The organism is Paenibacillus sp. sg306046 (genome assembly GCF_059821225.1).
Window position 1 is genome coordinate 108515 of the sequence record NZ_JCAMRT010000009.1, and the last position, 16543, is coordinate 125057.

Genomic DNA, 16543 nt, shown 5'->3' on the forward strand with positions numbered 1-16543 from the left:
TCCACCTGTCAAGTTGTGTTCGATATCCTGACATGAACAGAGGGGGGCGGAGGCATGAGTCATACCGCTGATTCTGCTGACAGAGCAGGGCGTTCCGCTCCGCGTCGGAAGCATGGGCGGCCAAACAGAGGTCCGTTTGGATCTCCAGCGTGTCGGCTTATTTCGAACGAAGCTCCCGGTCGGAGCCTCCGAACTGAGCCGTGCCAAACGGGGCGGGCAGCGCTGCAAACAGCCTGTCGGCATCGACGGTGGCGGCGCTGTTGTCGAAGCGGATGATGTCGATGTCCTCCCACAAGCAGCGTTTGCTTTGAATGCTTTGGACAAACGTATCCCAGTTTTCGAATTTCCACGCATCCCGTTCCAGACCGCGCGCTTGCAGCCGTTCCTTGAGCACGTCAAACGCAACCGTCACCTCCAGTACAAGCGGCTTGATGTCGCTCCAGCCATAGGCAGCCTGCAGCTCCCGGATGTAATTCGAATTAGCGAAGAAGCCGAGGAACGGGGCGTCCAGGATGACCGAGCTGCCGAGCTGCAGATTGTCGTTGGCGAGATCGAGCAGCGCTTTGTACTCCAGCTTCATGACAACCTCCGTGTAAAAATCGCAGCCGTCGCGGTCATGAGCCGAGTACCCGTTGGATTCCAGCAGCAGGCCGGTAAACGGGTTGCAGACGATATCTTTATCCAGGTAACAGCAGTTAAAGGTTGAGGCCAAGAGCTTGCCGACCGTGGACTTGCCCGACCCGGCAGCTCCGATCAAAAAAATAACAACAGGTTCCAAGACAATATTCCTCCTAGTAGGTGACATGTATGAACGGAAACGGTGTGCGTACAGAGCTTAGTTAAATTCACATATGCGAACCTAATTCGCTATTATGAATAGCTAGATGTAGCGTAAACCGTTTAGCTCAAAAATTCAACCCCTTTTTAAACGGATAAATGACGGCGCACAACGGAATATATTGGAACACCTCGGCCCAGTCACGGTTAAAAAAGTATTGAATTTTTCTCGAAGATGAACTTATAATGAGTTTAAAGTTCTAAATGGCGAATATGGTTCGCATATGTGAACTTTCGGATGGGGATGGTTCAAATGGATAAGTTCCGAATGAATAAATCGGCGGAACGGGTCGTCGATCTGCTGTTTTTGCTCGCGAAGAGCGGCTCGCCGTTGACGTTGAATGAAATTTGCACCGGGCTGGAGCTTCCGAAAAGCAGCGGCTTCGAGCTGGTGCAGACGCTGCTGTACAAAGGTTTTATTGAGCAGGCGGATGCCCGACTGAAAACGTATCGCATCGGCCTGGGCGCCTTTGAGGCAGGCAGCGCTTATTTGACCAATCTCGGCGTACCGCAGCTGGTCAGACCGTTTCTGGAGGAGCTGAACCGTCAGAGCGGCAGCACCGCTTTTCTCGCCATCGAGGACAAGGGCAAGGTTGTCTATCTCGACAAGGCCGAGCATCATTCGGTCGTGCGCCCGACAGCCAAGCTTGGCTCACGCCGCTCCATGCATACGACAGGGCTGGGCAAGGCGCTGCTGGCCGCATTTCCGGCCGAGAAGCTGCACAACCTGCTCAGCGACACCGAGCTTGCCGGCAAGACGCCGTATTCGAAGGTGACGATGCCGGAGCTTTTGCAGGACATGCAGGCGATCCGTGAGCGGAAATATTCGATTGATGATCGTGAGGATAATATGGAGATGTATTGTATCGGCTCCGCGATCTTTGATCATGCAAGCTTGCCGATTGCGGCGATCAGCGTAGCGAGCATTCATTCGACGATGACGCCGGAGCGTGAAGCGGTGATCGTACGTTTGGTTACGGAGGCCGCACTTAAAATTTCTCGGCAGCTTGGCTTCAGCGGCGAGAGCTTGTACCCGCAATAGAAGCCGTAAGCCGCAGCAAGCAGAGGAAGCAGAGGAAGCAGCGGTGAGCGCGAGGCAGTGAATGACTTGGTGCTATGAGAGCATAAGCAAGGAAATAACGGGCTGTGTCCCGTACAACATGGGGGAATTAACGATGTGGCGCAAACTCGAAAATCTTAAAAAAATTGATGAGAGCGGGATCGTGCTCATTATCCGGTCTGACAGCGAGCAGGAAGCGCTGGACGTCGCCGAAGCGGCGATTGCGGGCGGGATTCGGGTGCTGGAAATTACGATGAGCGTGCCCAATGCGCTTGAGGTGATTCGCGTGCTGGCCCGGAAATACCCGGAGCTGTTAATCGGCGCAGGTACGATTTTGGATGGCGAAACGGCCCGCGCCGCTATTTTAGCCGGAGCCGAGCTGCTTGTCAGCCCGCAGCTGAACCCGGATATGATCAAGGTTGCGAACCGGTACCAGGCGATCACGATCAGCGGGGCGTTTACACCGAAGGAAGTGGTCGAAAGCTTGGAAGCGGGCGCCGACATCGTGAAGCTGTTCCCGGCCGAAGCGGTAGGTCCACAGTATGTAAAGGCGATCAAAGCGCCGCTCGCTCAGGCAGCTATCGCGCCAACGGGAGGCGTAACGCCGCAAAATGTGCATGAATGGCTGCAGGCAGGCTGCGTTGGCGTAGGTGTCGGCAGCTACATTACGAAGGCTGCGCAGAAGGACGGCGATTACAGCAAAGTAACCGCCGCCGCCCAGCAATTTTTGGCCGCCGTTGCCGCAGCGCGTTAAGCTTATTAAGCTTCGACCGAAGACTCCTCGCATCATGGAGCAACCTCCAACTGTCCAGAGACATGTGGAGGTGCGGCTTTATGGTGGGGGAGTCTTTTTCTTGCCTATCGACGATCTTCCGGCCCGCAGCCGTTATTCTCCCTGTGTCTCCATCCATCGTTCGAGCAGCTGATCCAGATGCTTGCCGAGAGCTTCACGCTCCATCCAGACCTTCCCCAATCGAGAGACTGACTCCGTGTCTTGCTCCAGCTCGCTTAGCTCGGCATCAAGCATGGATAGCTGTTGTTCGGTCGCTGCGATCTCTGCTTCGAGCTTCTCGCCGGCTCGATTGTGCTTCTCTCTGAGGGGGACGATGGGCTTCGTACTTTTCGGCTCAGGCCGAGCTCGGCGCTGCTCCTCGGACTCATCCGCGACAGCCCTGGTTTTCTTCCGTCCGCGTCCCGCCCAGTATTCGTCGAAGCTGCCCGGATAAATCGCGAGATGTCCGCGATCCAGCTCCCATATTTTCTGAGCGAGCCGGTTGATGAGATAGCGGTCGTGCGTAACGATCAGCATCGTGCCCGGATAATCCTCCAATGCCTCCTCAAGCGCCTCTCTCGACGCGATATCCATATGGTTCGTCGGTTCGTCCAGAATGAGCAGGTTCGGTTTTCGGTGTACGAGCAGCGCCAGTCTTAAACGAGTCCATTCGCCGCCAGAGAGCAGGCCAACGGGCTTAAACACGTCCGGTCCATAGAACAGGTAAGCTGCCAGCCGGCTGCGGGCTTCCCCTTCCTCCATCCCGGCTTCCCCCCGGTAGTAGTCCAGCACAGACTGTTCCGGATTGTCCGGGAGCTGTTGCTGCGCGAGATAGCCGATATCGACCCTGGAGCCGAGCCGCACGCTTCCGCGATCTGCGGAAATTTCTCCTAGCATGAGCTTCAGAAGGGTAGACTTGCCGGAGCCATTATTGCCGACCAGCATCACCTTATCACCGTATAGAAGCTCTCCCGAAGCTCCCGCTAAAACCGTCTTCGAGTCGTACTTCTTCTCCACGTTGTCCAGGACCACGGCTTGTTTACCAGACCGTTCGGAAGGGCGCAGCTCAAACTCCGCCTCCTTGCGGTTAAGTGCAGGGCGCTTCAGCATCTCCATCCGATCCAATGCTTTCTGCATGCTGGCCGCCCTTCGGAAAAACTTCCCGTTATCGCCGATTCTGCCCCATTCCAGCAGCTGCCTGATCGTCTCCCGCATTTTCTTCATTTTCTTCTTCTGCTCCTGGTAATCGGCGAACTGCCGCAGCAGCAATTCTTCCTTCTCCTTCGCGTATTGCGTATAGTTCGTATGGAATACGGTTGACAGCCCGTCCTCCAGCTCCACGATTTTCGTGGCGACCCGGTCGAGAAAATATCGGTCATGGGAGACGATCAGGCAAGCCCCCTCGTAGCTCAGCAGAAATTGCTCCAGCCACTCTACGGCGGCCAGGTCCAGATGATTCGTCGGCTCATCGAGCAGCAGAAGCTCAGGCATTCGCAGCAGCTGCGAGGCGAGGCTAACCTTCGTTTGTTCCCCTCCTGACAGTGAGTCGTATTCACGGCAGTACCATTCACGCGGGATGTGCAAGCCTTCCGCAACCTGATCCACACGGGCGTCAAGCTCGTAGCCTCCGCCCCGCTCGAAGTGTTCTTGCAGCTTCGCATATTCCGCGAGCAGAGGGTCCAACTGTTCCGGGCTCGTGTCCGTCGCCGCCATGGCTGCTTCAAGCGCGGCCATCCGTTCCCGGCAATCGAGCAATTCCCGGAAGCCCAGCACCAGCACGTCGCGGACAGTCATTCCGCCTTCCGGCGTTGAGCTTTGCTGAAGGTAGCCGATGTGAGTGTTCCTGCGGACAGTCAGCAGTCCCTCATCCGGGTTGTCCAGTTTGGCGATCATCCGCAGCAGCGTGCTCTTCCCGCATCCGTTGCGGCCGACGAGTCCGGCTTTCTCGCCATGATGCAGATCGAAGGTTACATCCTCTAGCACGAGCTGGGCGGCGTTGTATTTTTTTACGTTTTGGCAATTTATCGTTAACAAGGGGGGCTCCTCCTAAGTCGAGGCCCTACCCGCATGAAGACCATGAAGACCCATAAAAAAAGGACGCAGGGAAAAATCCCTACGTCCGTTCCGGTTTTTGATCCGTTCAGGTTAAGGTAGGAGCCTCTTCGCGAATTGTGAAATCGTATGGTTAAAGCTGGACAGACTTCTCCCGTCTTGGGCCAAACCATGAACGATGCCAGCCATCGCGATGGGCAGCCGGCTTACTTGCGTGTTCACAAACTCGCGGTTCATCCTACCTTCACCTCCTTTTGTATACTTGGCTTCCAGTATACTACAATCGAAACAGCTTCCGCAAACCTTACCGCTTCAAATTGTCAATAAGGGTCTTTTTAAAACTTTCATACACATAGGACCACAGGGTTGAATCCTGCGCGTATTGCTTTCTTAACGATCCATAAAGCTCTTTTTGCTTCTCGGCGAAAGCAGGGTCGTCCTTGTCAGGCAACGTGGCGCGGAGCTCATCCACAATCGCTTGTACTTCAGGAGCGCGGGGGCCCCACTTACCAACCAGCTCTCCTTGTGCGTTGAGGATTAATACAATCGGGATCGCTCGACCTCCGTTTGTTAAATGACGATCAATTAAATCGGTGTTCGTATCTCGTAAAACAACGCGCATGTCCAGCTTGGCAGCTTCTGTGACTTTGCGGATAATGGGATTGATCATCATGGCATCGCCGCACCAATCCTCCGTGATGACTAGGAACCGAAGTGAAGCATGCTGGAGCTTCTGGATAAGCCCGTCATCCGGCGCTTCAAATTGTTGAAACACGGCGAAGCTCTCGTCTTTAAGCGAGCTCATTTCATCCATGTAGGTCTGAATCGGCTTTGCTTCCTCAAAGTATTGCTGTTCGGTTTTGGTCATGGCCTCGCACCTCATTTTTCGTATTCGATCAGCTATTCATCCCTGACACTGGCATACAGTTTTTCGAGAATAACCTCTAATGCTTGAATTTCGTTGTCGCTCAAGAATCTTGTCACGTGACTGTGCGCTTCGGTGACAACGGGCAGAAGGGTGGATTTAAGCGTCATTCCTTTATCGCTCAAATACAAGTTATGGGAGCGCCTGTCCATATCATTTAATAATCGGTTGACGATGCCCTTCTTCTCAAGCGAGTGAATCATGCGGACAACTGTGCTTTGATCCCGGTCGATGACTTCCGCGAGTTCTTTTTGTGTCGTTGCTCTTTTCCCATCCAGCACACTAAGAATACTCCACTGCTCGGGGGTGACCTTGTAGGCTTTTAATTTCTTTGTGAAAAAATTGGTCATTTTAACATCCGTACGGTGAATCAGAAAGCCCGTTAATTGATGCAGTTCCATGATCCGCTCCCATTTTAGTTGTCTGAAGGCTTATTGCTGACCACATACATTTCGCCCAGTATCTCATGCGTCTGATAGCCCTCCAGCAATGGGCATGCGGGAATGCGCTCCGACTTCTCTCCAATGCCCGGCTACATCGGACGGTTTGCCAATTCCATTGGACACATCGGATTGGACATCGCATAGCAGGTTATGGGGATTCATTCTGGTTAGCCTCCTTTGATTATTATATGCTATAGCATGTAAATTAGCCTATAGGCTGCTGCGTGTCAAGTGAGAAGAAGCAGGTTGAACAAAGAGCAGCCTGTAAACGTTACTGCATCCATGAGGGATACGCCAATATGACCTGGATCACCTCGATCGCGAACACCCGGGCCCAGGCATTCTTTCACCGCATGGATGACCTTCAGGAGAAGGAGTGGGCGCATTTCTCCATCCGCTAAGCCGCGCGGTAACCATGGCCCACCTCGCTTCATCTGCTCGAACAGGAAGCAGCCGAGTGCATCAAGTCTCGATTGTACCGTTTAAGGTCGTCGAGATTTGACCCGGCCCTGCGCTATACGCGGAACCGTTCCTGCACCCACTCGGTAAACACCTCGAAATCGTTCTCTACCTGGTTGCTGTAGGCGTACGCCCTCCCGGACACATAACGGGCAAACGTCTCCGTGTCATCGCCCATTGCCTCCCGGATTTCCGTTTCGCTGTGGTAAGGCAGCAGGCCCTGATCGACCTCGGCATCGGCTCTCGCATGCATTTTAGCCGTCAGGCAGCCCATCAGCTCGACAACCTTGGTCATCTCCTCGATACCCTCGATGTCTTTCAGCTTCAGCCTTTTCTTATATGGGGAGCGCTCACGGACGTAAAAATGCCGGCCCTCTATCGTGAAGAAGCCGAGGTACGGATCGGCCTTGTGGTGCATGGCTTGCTGGGTAGCGGTGACGCGCTTGCCCTGATGTCCGAAGGAGTCCCAGAATGAGGCCGAGTAAGGCATAAAGTAGGCTGGAACCGTGACGCGTACTTCTTTGGCCTCCAGCACGGTGTCGTCAGCGCCCTCCTTCTCCATGCCGCCCTCAATCAGATCCGGTAGTGATCGTCGTTCGGGCTGCGCTCGGCGACCGTGCCGATCTAGGAGGCCCACGCTTGCTCCAGCTGCGCCTGCTCGGCGGGCTCGGGGACGGCCAGCTCCGCATTCTCTACAAATACGCGGCCGTGCTGCATATGAGCGGTTACCTTCTCCAGAAAGTGGGCTTGTCTCCGTTTCTCCAGCTTGCGAAGCAGCTTCTTCACCGGTCCTTTCGCTGAGCTTTCGTCGATCTCGAAATGTCCGGGGTCAGCCTTGCCTTGGCAAAACTGGCGAATTTGCTTGGCGTACGCCTGCACAAAGCTGACGATGACGTCATGCTGCTCCGCCTCGCTGTAGCCGAGCTGCTTGCCTACAAGCGCCAGACTGACGGACATCCGCAGCAGGTCATACAAGTAGGAGCCGACATACGCAGCGCAAAATACAGCTTGCCCGCAGCATAACTGCCGGTGGAGTCGGCTGCTTCCCCCCTCGACCAGCGGCTTGTCCTCCGCTATAATATGGAAATAAATGCTGCCGGAAACGGTTATGCAGGCATGATGAGGGTAAGGGGAAGTTGGACATGGGCAATGGAAGCAGCAACAAACAGCAATTTCGTCGCAATATGCAGGCAAGGCATCTGATCATGCTGTCGCTGGGCGGCGTCATTGGAACGGGGTTATTTTTAAGTACAGGCAATACGATTCAGCAGGCAGGTCCGTTCGGGACGATTCTCTCGTATATGGTCGGTGCGCTGGTCGTATACCTGGTCATGTTATGTCTGGGCGAATTGTCGGTGCATATGCCGGAGACGGGGGCCTTTCATAGCTATGCCGCTGCTTATATCGGACCGGCGACCGGGTATACGGTGGCGTGGCTGTATTGGCTGACCTGGACGGTGGCGCTGGGGTCGGAGTTTACGGCGGCAGGACTGCTGATGCAGCGATGGTTCCCGGAAGTGAGCGTATGGTTGTGGAGCGCTTTATTTGCAGCGCTTATTTTTGCGCTTAATGCGTGGACAGTCCGCTTTTTTGCCGAATCGGAGTTTTGGTTTTCGTCGGTGAAGGTGCTGACGATTGTCGTGTTTATTATGCTTGGAGGAGCGGCTGTGTTTGGCCTTGTGCCGATGGCGAATGCCGAGCCTGCCCCGTTTTTCAGCAATTTGACCAGCGGCGGCTTGTTTCCGAACGGAGCGTTTGCTATTTTGCTGACGATGCTGGCGGTAAATTTTGCGTTCTCCGGGACGGAGCTGATCGGCATTGCCGCCGGGGAAACGGAAAATCCCGTGAAGACGATTCCGAAAGCGATTCATACGACATTATGGCGGCTAATCGTCTTTTTTATCGGGACGATTGCGGTGCTGGCGGCGCTGCTGCCGATGACGGACGCGGGTGTGCGGGAAAGCCCGTTTGTTGCGGCACTGGAGCGAATCGGCGTGCCTTATGCAGCGGATATTATGAATTTTGTTATTTTGACGGCGATTTTATCGGCAGCCAATTCAGGTCTGTACGCTTCTTCGCGGATGTTATGGTCGCTGGCGGACAAGCAGACGATCTCGCCGCGTTTTGCGAAGCTGACGTCGAAGGGCGTGCCGTTTAATGCGCTGCTGCTAAGTATGGTCGGCGGATTGCTGGCGTTGCTGTCCAGCGTTGTTGCGCCGGATACGGTGTATATTGCGTTGGTGTCGATTTCGGGTCTGGCCGTGGTGGCTGTATGGATGAGCATCAGCGCATCACAGTTTATGTTCAGGCGTCGGTTTATACAGGAAGGGCATTCGGTGAAGGAGCTGGCTTACCGTACGCCGCTGTATCCGCTTGTGCCGATTGTATCGTTCCTGCTGTGTCTGGCGGCTTGCATCGGCATTGCGTTCGACCCGACCCAGCGAGTGGCGCTGTATTGCGGGATTCCGTTTATTGCCATTTGTTATATCAGCTATTATATGACGGTGCGTAGAAAGGGCTAGGTGAAGGCGATGACGGCTTCAAATCAAGTAAATGCCATTGAACGTATTTTGCAGCAGTTTCCGGTGATGATTGTGGACGGCGCATTGGCGACCGAGCTGGAGCGGCACGGCTGCAGCCTGGCTGACCCGCTTTGGTCGGCTCGCGTGCTGCTGGAAAACCCGGAACTCATCTACCGGGTGCATCTCGATTATTTCCGAGCTGGAGCCGACTGTGCCATTACAGCTAGCTATCAGGCGACGCTGGACGGGTTCAGGAAGCGCGGGCTGAGCGAGCAGGAGGCGCTGGAGCTGATCCGCCAAACGGTGCGGCTGGCGAAGGATGCGCGCGACGAGTTTTGGCGGGAATGGACGAGCGCTGCGGCGGATTCGGCTGCTGCCGCAAGTCGGCCCAAGCCGATTGTTTCGGCTTCGGTCGGGCCGTACGGCGCGTATTTGGCGGACGGCTCGGAGTATGTCGGACACTATGGCGTGTCCGATGAGACGCTGGCGGCGTTCCATCGGCCCCGGATGGCCGCCTTACTTGAAGCCGGCGCAGACGTGCTGGCGCTGGAGACGATTCCTTCGCTCCAGGAAGCGAAGGTGCTGGCGGCGCTGCTGCAGGAGTTCCCTAGCGCATACGCCTGGCTGTCCTTTTCCTTGAGCAGCGGACAAGCGATCAGCGAAGGTACGCCGCTGGCGGAATGTGCCGCAGCCTTCGCCGCGAACGACCAGATTGCCGCGATTGGGCTGAACTGCGCGCCGATCGGCATTGTGACGGAGGCGGTGCAGACGCTGCGCGCCCACTCGCCGAAGCCGATTATCGTGTACCCGAATTCCGGGGAAACGTACGATGCCGCCACGAAAACATGGCATGGTGGAGAAGGCTGCCAAAGCTTCGAGCTTGACGCGGTAGGCTGGTATGAAGCCGGGGCGCGGATCATCGGAGGCTGCTGTCGGACTTCACCGGAGCATATTGAGGCCATTGCGGCGAAATGGCGGGGGACGGCCGAGCGGTAGTAGTTAGGGGAGGCCGGAGCCTATTAAGGCCGAGGCAGCCATGAGGCCTGCACGTTAAGAAGCCGCTGAACACCACGCTAACGGTGGGTTCAGCGGCTTCTTTGCATCGGCCCGGGCCAAGCCCGGCAGACGTTAACCTTTGCCGGAGGCGCTGATTATGGCAGTCGGCGGCAGTGCAGCAGCGTTCCACGAGGAACAATCGGACAGAACGCTTCATAAGCAACGCGAGTCTATACCGGATTTTACAGGATGACGTTGCTTGAGAAACGATCTGCTAGCCGCTCTACAGACCGCGCGGCGCTCAAGAGGTTTGCGATGCCAGCCATTCGGCATGCGCCTGCCGCACGCGGGCCCATATGTCGTCCTTTTCCAGGGCGCTGTAGCGGATCAATTGCTCGCCGAAGCAGTCGCTCAGCACCTCAAGCCAGGCGGATTTCGTAGGCAGCTCGATTTTCTCCGTACCGCGTTCATCGCGCCGGGTCCAGATGCAGCCGCGCAGCTCGTCGCTGCCTGTCGCATGGCGGCGCCGGACGAGAAATAAATGGAACCAGACGGAATCGGGCGAACGGCTGTAGATCCGATGATTGTCTTCGAATACGGTGAGGTCGGTAACGACGCCGGCATCCACATCCACCCCGACAAACGAGGCGTCCGGATCATGCTCGATTCGCCAGCCGCCGGGAGCGACGGAGGAGGCCGTTACCTTGTACTGGAGCGGGCCTTGCTCGTACGTGTCGTAGTGCAGCGGCAGCGGCGCATACGGCAGATCGCCGAGCCCGACATCAATGAGCCAAGTTCCGGCCGGACCCTCCGGCGAATCCGGCAGCTGAACGCTGAGTCCGACATGGAACGAGTTAATGGAGGGCTCGCCGCCCCGCCGATGAACGCCTGCCCGGTGCATGGACACGTCATAGCCCAAGGAGCGAAGCAGCGTGCTGAATGCGCCATTCAGATGAAAGCAATAGCCGCTTCGCCCGTCGATCAGCAGCTGAACCGATTCGCGGACATCTATCCCTGCCGGTTTGCGGCCGAAAATATCAACCGTTTGCCAGGAGCAATGCTCTACATGAGCTTGATGCAGTCTGGTTAAATACGCCAGCGTCGGCGGCTCCATGTCGGACACGCCGATGCGGGACAAATAAGCCCGGATTTCCGGGACGGATAACGTGATCATGAGCATATTCACCTCTGGTCTGGAATTAGCGGAGCCCGGACGTTGGCACACACAGGGCCCTAATCGAATTGTAAGGGGAAATTCACCCCAACACCATGGCTTAAAAGTTGAATTGTACCGGTACAGTCAAGGTCGGCATGCCGTCGAAAGCATTGAAAATCCACACTAAATATGCCATGATACATGCGTGATGACTTCTCTTAGACTGCAGCCGTCCGACAGTGGGACCGCAGCCGGGAGCAGCCCAGGGCCGAGGTGAAACGATGGATCATACTTATGAAATTATTCAAACGGATCAGATGCTGCCGATGCATATTTTTTTCCACCGGGTCCGGTATGTCCCGAATCATTGGCACGACAGCCTGGAGCTGCTGTTTGTGCTGAAGGGCCAGGCCGTAGTCTGCGTGCAGGGGAAGACGTATGAGCTGCAGGAAGAAGACTTGATCCTTATCAACAGCAATGATATTCACACGATTCAGTCGGCGCACGATAATCTGCTGCTGGCGCTGCAAATTCCGGATTCCTTTCTGCGGGAGCAGGGCGTGGACGTTCAGCATATGACGTTTCAATGCCGCTCGGTCAAGGAAAACCGCGACGAGGCGGATCAGGCCCGCTACGATGAGGTGCGCGTCTTGCTTTCGTCGATTATGTGGATCTACCATAAGGCAGGCAGCGGCTATGAGCTGAAAATTCGTTCGCTGCTGCTGGAGCTGATCTATGTGCTCGTACGGAAGTTTGCGGGCAGTCAGCCGCGCAGCGATGCTTCGATTAACCGGCGGACGATGGATCGGCTGCTGAAAATCAATGAATATGTGCAAAGCCATTTCCGACAGCCGCTGACGCTGAACGAGCTGGCCGGACGGGAAAATTTCTCGGTGTCGTATTTATCAAGTTTTTTTCAGAAAAGCATGGGTGTCTCGTTCCGCGCTTACTTGACTCGAATTCGGCTGGAGCATGCCGTGAAGCTGATGCTGACAACGCAGGAGTCGATCATTCATATCGCGCTGGACAGCGGCTTCCCCAACCTGAAAGCGTTTCATAAGGCGTTCCGCGATGAATATGCGATGACGCCCACCGAGTACCGGGCCAGCGGCATGGATGCACGGGAGGAACCATCGGGCGGTCCGGCAGGCGGCAACAACTACTTGGCCTATGACCGGGAAAATGCGTATGTCCGGCTGTTTAAATATTTGCCGGCGGCCGACAAGCAGGCTGCGCCTCTGCTGGCGGACGAAGCGATTGTCGCCCGTGAGCTGGAGGTGCGCGCTTCCGGGCATGGCAAGCCGCTCAAGCATACATGGCGGACATTGTGTACGATCGGCAAGGCGAAGGAAGCGCTGTTTGCGCCGGTGCAGGAGCAGCTCAGGCTGGTGCAGAGCCGCATCGGGTTCCGGTATATCCGGTTCCACGGCATTTTCGATGACGAGATGATGGTGGCGGTCCGCGATCGCGACGGGCGGCTCCGTTACAATTTCGGCTATGTGGACCAGGTGTTTGACCTTATGCGCAGCCTAGGGCTGAAGCCGTTTGTCGAGCTGGGCTTTATGCCGGGCGAGCTGGCGGATAAAACAAAATCGTTTTTCCATAAACAAAGCTATGTCAGTCTGCCCCGGGTGATGAGCGAATGGACGGAGCTGCTGCAGGCGTTTTTCGTTCATCTGCTGGACCGTTACGGACTCGCCGAGGTGCGGAGCTGGCGCTTCGAGTTTTGGAATGAGCCGGACGGCTGGCTGTTCTGGCCGTATTCGTTCGAGCAATATATGCAGTTTTATAACGCGACCTATCAGGCGATCAAGCAGGTATGTCCGCAGGCGCAGGTCGGCGGTCCGAGCGTTCAAGGCGAGACGGTGGCGCTGCATCCGAGCTGGATGAGCGAATACCGGCGCAGCTGCGAGGAGCTTGGCTGCCTGCCGGACTTTCTGACCATTCATATTTATCCGGTCATCGGGGTGCAGCATCCGGAGCAGGCGGGTGAATACATCAGCTTCCGGTATGCGGATGCTTCTTATTTAACCGAGACGCTCAACGGGGTGAAGCGGAAGCTGGCGGAGCTGGGCTGGCCGGATGCCGAGCTGCATGTGACAGAGTGGAATGCGACCCCGCATCATCGCGAGCTGACGAACGATACGTGCTACAAGGCGGCGTTTCTTGCCAAAAGTGTCGTGGAAACGCTGGATGAAACGGCCGGCCTCGGCTACTGGACGGTAACCGACCTGCTGGAGGAGCTGGCGCTGCCTGAGCATACGTTTCATGGCGGGCTTGGACTTATGACACGCAACGGCATCCGCAAGTCGGTCTTCTATGCGTACGAGCTGCTGGCCAAGCTGGGGTGCCGACTGCTGGATCGCGGACAAGGCTATTGCCTGACCGTGGACGCCGAGCGCGGCTACCAGCTGCTGGTGTACCATTACTGCCATTACGACCAGCTTTATTCGCTAAACGATACGTCCGCCATCGGGCTGCACAGCCGCTACTCCGTGTTTGAGGACAACGGCGTGCTGGAGCTGACCTTGCGGCTGCATGGGCTGGAGCCGGGGCGCTACCGGATCCGCAGCCACGCGATTAACCGCGACAGCGGCAGCGCGTATGACCGCTGGGTGCAGATGGGCGGTCATGCGCTGCTGACGCCGCAGGATGTGGAGTATTTGAACGCGTGCAGCGTGCCGCGGCAGCAGGTGCGCGAGGAAACAGTCGGTGCGGAATGGCGAATAACCTGCCGCCTCGCGCCGCATGAGGTGCAGTTATTCGAATTTAGAAGCATATAGTCCAAGCGAAAGAGAAGACTATGAAGGCCTGGAATCGGCCGACATGGTCTTTTTTGTGGTTGATCCGCTGCATCCGGAATGGCTCTGCGACTTTTACCATAAAAAGTGACATGGTTTTCAATCATATAGGGAAGGATTGTTCCAGCCGGGAGTCCTATAATGGACAGGAAAACCTTTACACTGGCTTACCGCCAGTTAGGTTAACGGTTACATGACTTCATTCGATATTAGATCCGGGAGGTAATAAGAATGATGAGAAACATAGAGAGTCTGATTCAGCAGATGACATTGGAAGAGAAGGCAGGGCTGTGCTCGGGGCTTGACTTCTGGCACTTGAAGGGCGTGGAACGTCTGGGCATCCCGTCCATTATGGTGACAGACGGACCACACGGTCTGCGCAAGCAGAGAACGGGCGCCGACCACCTGGGCTTGTTCGACAGCGTACCGGCGACCTGCTTCCCGTCCGCTGCAGGCATGGCCTGCTCGTGGGACAAGGAGCTGATCGGCAGCGTCGGCGTGGCGCTTGGCGAGGAGTGCCAGGCGGAGGATGTAGCGGTGCTGCTCGGACCGGGCGTCAACATCAAGCGTTCGCCGCTGTGCGGGCGGAACTTCGAGTATTTCTCCGAAGATCCGTTTCTGTCCTCGGAAATGGCGGCCAGCCATATTAACGGCGTGCAGAGCCAGGGCGTCGGTACGTCGTTGAAGCACTTCGCGGTGAACAATCAGGAGCATCGCCGGATGTCGACGGATGCGGTTGTGGATGAGCGTACGCTGCGCGAAATTTATTTGGCGAGCTTCGAGGGTGCGGTCAAGAAGGCGCAGCCATGGACGGTGATGTGCTCGTACAACCAGGTGAACGGCGTGTACGCATCCGAAAATATAAAGCTGCTGACCGATATTTTGAAGGACGAGTGGGGCCATGAGGGCTTTGTCGTCTCCGACTGGGGCGCAGTCAACGAGCGTGATCTTGCGCTGGGCGCCGGGCTGGAGCTGGAGATGCCGGCAAGCAATGGCGCTGGCGAAGCGAAGGTGCTCAAGGCTGTCCGCAGCGGCCAGTTGACCGAGGAGGCGCTTGATCGCGCCGTTGCTCGTCTGCTGCGCATTATCTTCAAGTCGGTGGAGCTGAAGGTGGAAAATGCCTCCTACGACCAGCAGGCACATCACCAGCTGGCGCGCCGCGTCGCTAGTGAAAGTATGGTGCTGCTCAAAAACGACCAGGGCTTGCTGCCGCTTGGCAAGGACCGCAAGCTGGCTGTGCTCGGCGCCTTCGCCCAAAAGCCGCGCTTCCAGGGAGGCGGCAGCTCGCATATCGTGCCGACCCGTCTGGACAATCCGGTCGAGGAGATTACGGCGCTGGCAGGCAGCGGGGCATCGGTCGTTTACGCGCAGGGCTATCAGCTGAACTCGGATGATTCGGACGAGGCGCTGGTCGAGGAAGCGAAGCGTGCGGCGGCGGACGCTGACGTAGCGATCATTTTCGCCGGGCTGCCGGACCGTTACGAGTCGGAGGGCTATGACCGTTCGCATCTCCGTATGCCGGCCAATCAAAATGCGCTGATCGAAGCGATTGCAGACGTGCAAAGCCATGTGGTCGTCGTGCTGCTGAATGGCGCGCCGATTGTGATGCCGTGGCTTGACCGTACAGCCGCTGTGCTCGAAGGCTATCTGGGCGGGCAAGCGGTAGGCGGCGCAGTAGCCGACCTGCTGTTCGGCGAGGTGAACCCGTCCGGCAAGCTGGCGGAGACGTTCCCGCTGAAGCTGAGCGACAATCCGTCTTATCTGAACTTCCCTGGCGAAGGCGACCGGGTAGAATATAAGGAAGGCATCTTTGTCGGTTATCGTTACTATGACAAGAAGGAGCTGGCGGTTCAATTCCCGTTCGGCTACGGACTGAGCTACACGACATTTGCTTACAGCAATCTGAAGCTTGGCAGCGAGGCGATTCGCGATACGGATACCGTTGTCGTTACGGTCGATGTGACGAATACGGGCAGCCGCGCCGGTAAAGAAACGGTGCAGCTGTACGTTCGCGACGCCGTCAGCACCGTCATTCGTCCGGAAAAGGAGCTCAAGGGCTTCGAGAAGGTGGCGCTGCAGCCGGGCGAAACGAAAACCGTTTCGTTTACACTCGACAAGCGGTCATTTGCGTACTATAACGTTTCGCTCAAGGACTGGCATGTGGAAAGCGGCGAATTTGCCATCCTGATCGGCCATTCCTCGCAGGATATCGTGCTGCAGGCCACGCTGCAGGTGGAATCGACGGTGGCGTTGAAGCGTCATTTCACACGCAATACGACGATTGGCGATGTGCTGGCTCAGCCGGACAGCGCCGCGCTGTTTAAGCCGATTATGGCTGCATACCAGCAAGGAGGCGGTATATTCAGCGGAACCGACGATGACGAGCACGGCGAGATGATGGCGATGATGCTGCAATTTATGCCGCTCCGAGGGCTGCAGGCGTTTGGCGGTGATGCTCTGACGGATGACATGCTGGAGCAGCTGCTGCTCGACTTGAATCGTCTATGAAATCAAGCCTGA

General features: G+C 56.5%; 13 protein-coding genes and 1 pseudogene. 6 read left to right on the forward strand and 8 right to left on the reverse strand.

The genetic code is table 11. From position 1 onward, the window contains the following. Positions 1 to 157 precede the first annotated feature (157 nt). The gene (locus AC6ROY_RS11550) at positions 158 to 778 is read right to left on the reverse strand and encodes a P-loop nucleotide/nucleoside kinase family protein (RefSeq protein ID WP_500100567.1); all 621 of its coding nucleotides are present in this window, start codon (positions 776 to 778) and stop codon (positions 158 to 160) included. A gap of 312 nt (positions 779 to 1090) precedes the next feature. Between AC6ROY_RS11550 and AC6ROY_RS11555 the strand changes: the two genes are divergently transcribed. Beyond that, entirely contained in the window at positions 1091 to 1879 is a 789-nt protein-coding gene (locus tag AC6ROY_RS11555) for an IclR family transcriptional regulator (protein ID WP_500100568.1), read from the forward strand. 133 nt (positions 1880 to 2012) lie between these two features. Beyond that, the gene (locus tag AC6ROY_RS11560; protein WP_500100569.1) at positions 2013 to 2651 is read left to right on the forward strand and encodes a bifunctional 2-keto-4-hydroxyglutarate aldolase/2-keto-3-deoxy-6-phosphogluconate aldolase; all 639 of its coding nucleotides are present in this window, start codon (positions 2013 to 2015) and stop codon (positions 2649 to 2651) included. 132 nt (positions 2652 to 2783) lie between these two features. On the opposite strand, the gene abc-f is transcribed toward AC6ROY_RS11560, so the two are convergent. The 6 genes and pseudogenes from abc-f to AC6ROY_RS11590 all read right to left on the reverse strand — a co-directional run bounded on the left by abc-f (position 2784) and on the right by AC6ROY_RS11590 (position 7523). Beyond that, positions 2784 to 4703 carry a ribosomal protection-like ABC-F family protein gene (gene abc-f / locus AC6ROY_RS11565; protein WP_500100570.1) on the reverse strand — a complete coding sequence of 640 codons (1920 nt, stop codon included), beginning with the start codon at positions 4701 to 4703 and terminating at the stop codon, positions 2784 to 2786. 322 nt (positions 4704 to 5025) lie between these two features. Continuing rightward, positions 5026 to 5589, reverse strand: coding sequence for a thioredoxin family protein (locus tag AC6ROY_RS11570; RefSeq protein ID WP_500100571.1), 564 nt, complete (start codon positions 5587 to 5589; stop codon positions 5026 to 5028). A 32-nt stretch (positions 5590 to 5621) separates the two neighbouring features. Next, positions 5622 to 6047 carry a MarR family winged helix-turn-helix transcriptional regulator gene (locus AC6ROY_RS11575; protein WP_500100573.1) on the reverse strand — a complete coding sequence of 142 codons (426 nt, stop codon included), beginning with the start codon at positions 6045 to 6047 and terminating at the stop codon, positions 5622 to 5624. Positions 6048 to 6122: 75 nt separating this feature from the next. Next, positions 6123 to 6215 (reverse strand): annotated as a pseudogene (locus tag AC6ROY_RS11580) (DsbA family protein); the annotation flags it as partial. A gap of 388 nt (positions 6216 to 6603) precedes the next feature. After that, positions 6604 to 7110, reverse strand: a complete 507-nt coding sequence (locus AC6ROY_RS11585; RefSeq protein ID WP_500100574.1) for a DUF2252 family protein — start codon at positions 7108 to 7110, stop codon at positions 6604 to 6606. Positions 7111 to 7172: 62 nt separating this feature from the next. Continuing rightward, positions 7173 to 7523: a DUF2252 family protein gene (locus AC6ROY_RS11590; RefSeq protein WP_500100576.1), complete on the reverse strand. Its 351-nt coding sequence runs from the start codon at positions 7521 to 7523 to the stop codon at positions 7173 to 7175. Positions 7524 to 7690: 167 nt separating this feature from the next. Between AC6ROY_RS11590 and mmuP the strand changes: the two genes are divergently transcribed. After that, positions 7691 to 9070, forward strand: a complete 1380-nt coding sequence (gene mmuP / locus AC6ROY_RS11595) for an S-methylmethionine permease (protein ID WP_500100577.1) — start codon at positions 7691 to 7693, stop codon at positions 9068 to 9070. Between the two features lie 9 nt (positions 9071 to 9079). Beyond that, positions 9080 to 10066: a homocysteine S-methyltransferase gene (gene mmuM, locus AC6ROY_RS11600; RefSeq protein ID WP_500100578.1), complete on the forward strand. Its 987-nt coding sequence runs from the start codon at positions 9080 to 9082 to the stop codon at positions 10064 to 10066. A 301-nt stretch (positions 10067 to 10367) separates the two neighbouring features. On the opposite strand, the gene AC6ROY_RS11605 is transcribed toward mmuM, so the two are convergent. Then, a complete protein-coding gene (locus tag AC6ROY_RS11605; protein WP_500100580.1) occupies positions 10368 to 11240 on the reverse strand; it encodes an arylamine N-acetyltransferase family protein in 873 nt (290 codons plus the stop codon). Positions 11241 to 11503: 263 nt separating this feature from the next. Between AC6ROY_RS11605 and AC6ROY_RS11610 the strand changes: the two genes are divergently transcribed. Both AC6ROY_RS11610 and AC6ROY_RS11615 read left to right on the forward strand, forming a co-directional pair. Next, on the forward strand, positions 11504 to 14005 hold the full coding sequence (locus AC6ROY_RS11610) for a GH39 family glycosyl hydrolase (protein WP_500100581.1): 2502 nt from the start codon (positions 11504 to 11506) through the stop codon (positions 14003 to 14005). 249 nt (positions 14006 to 14254) lie between these two features. Further along, a complete protein-coding gene (locus tag AC6ROY_RS11615) occupies positions 14255 to 16531 on the forward strand; it encodes a beta-glucosidase family protein (protein WP_500100582.1) in 2277 nt (758 codons plus the stop codon). Positions 16532 to 16543 lie beyond the last annotated feature (12 nt).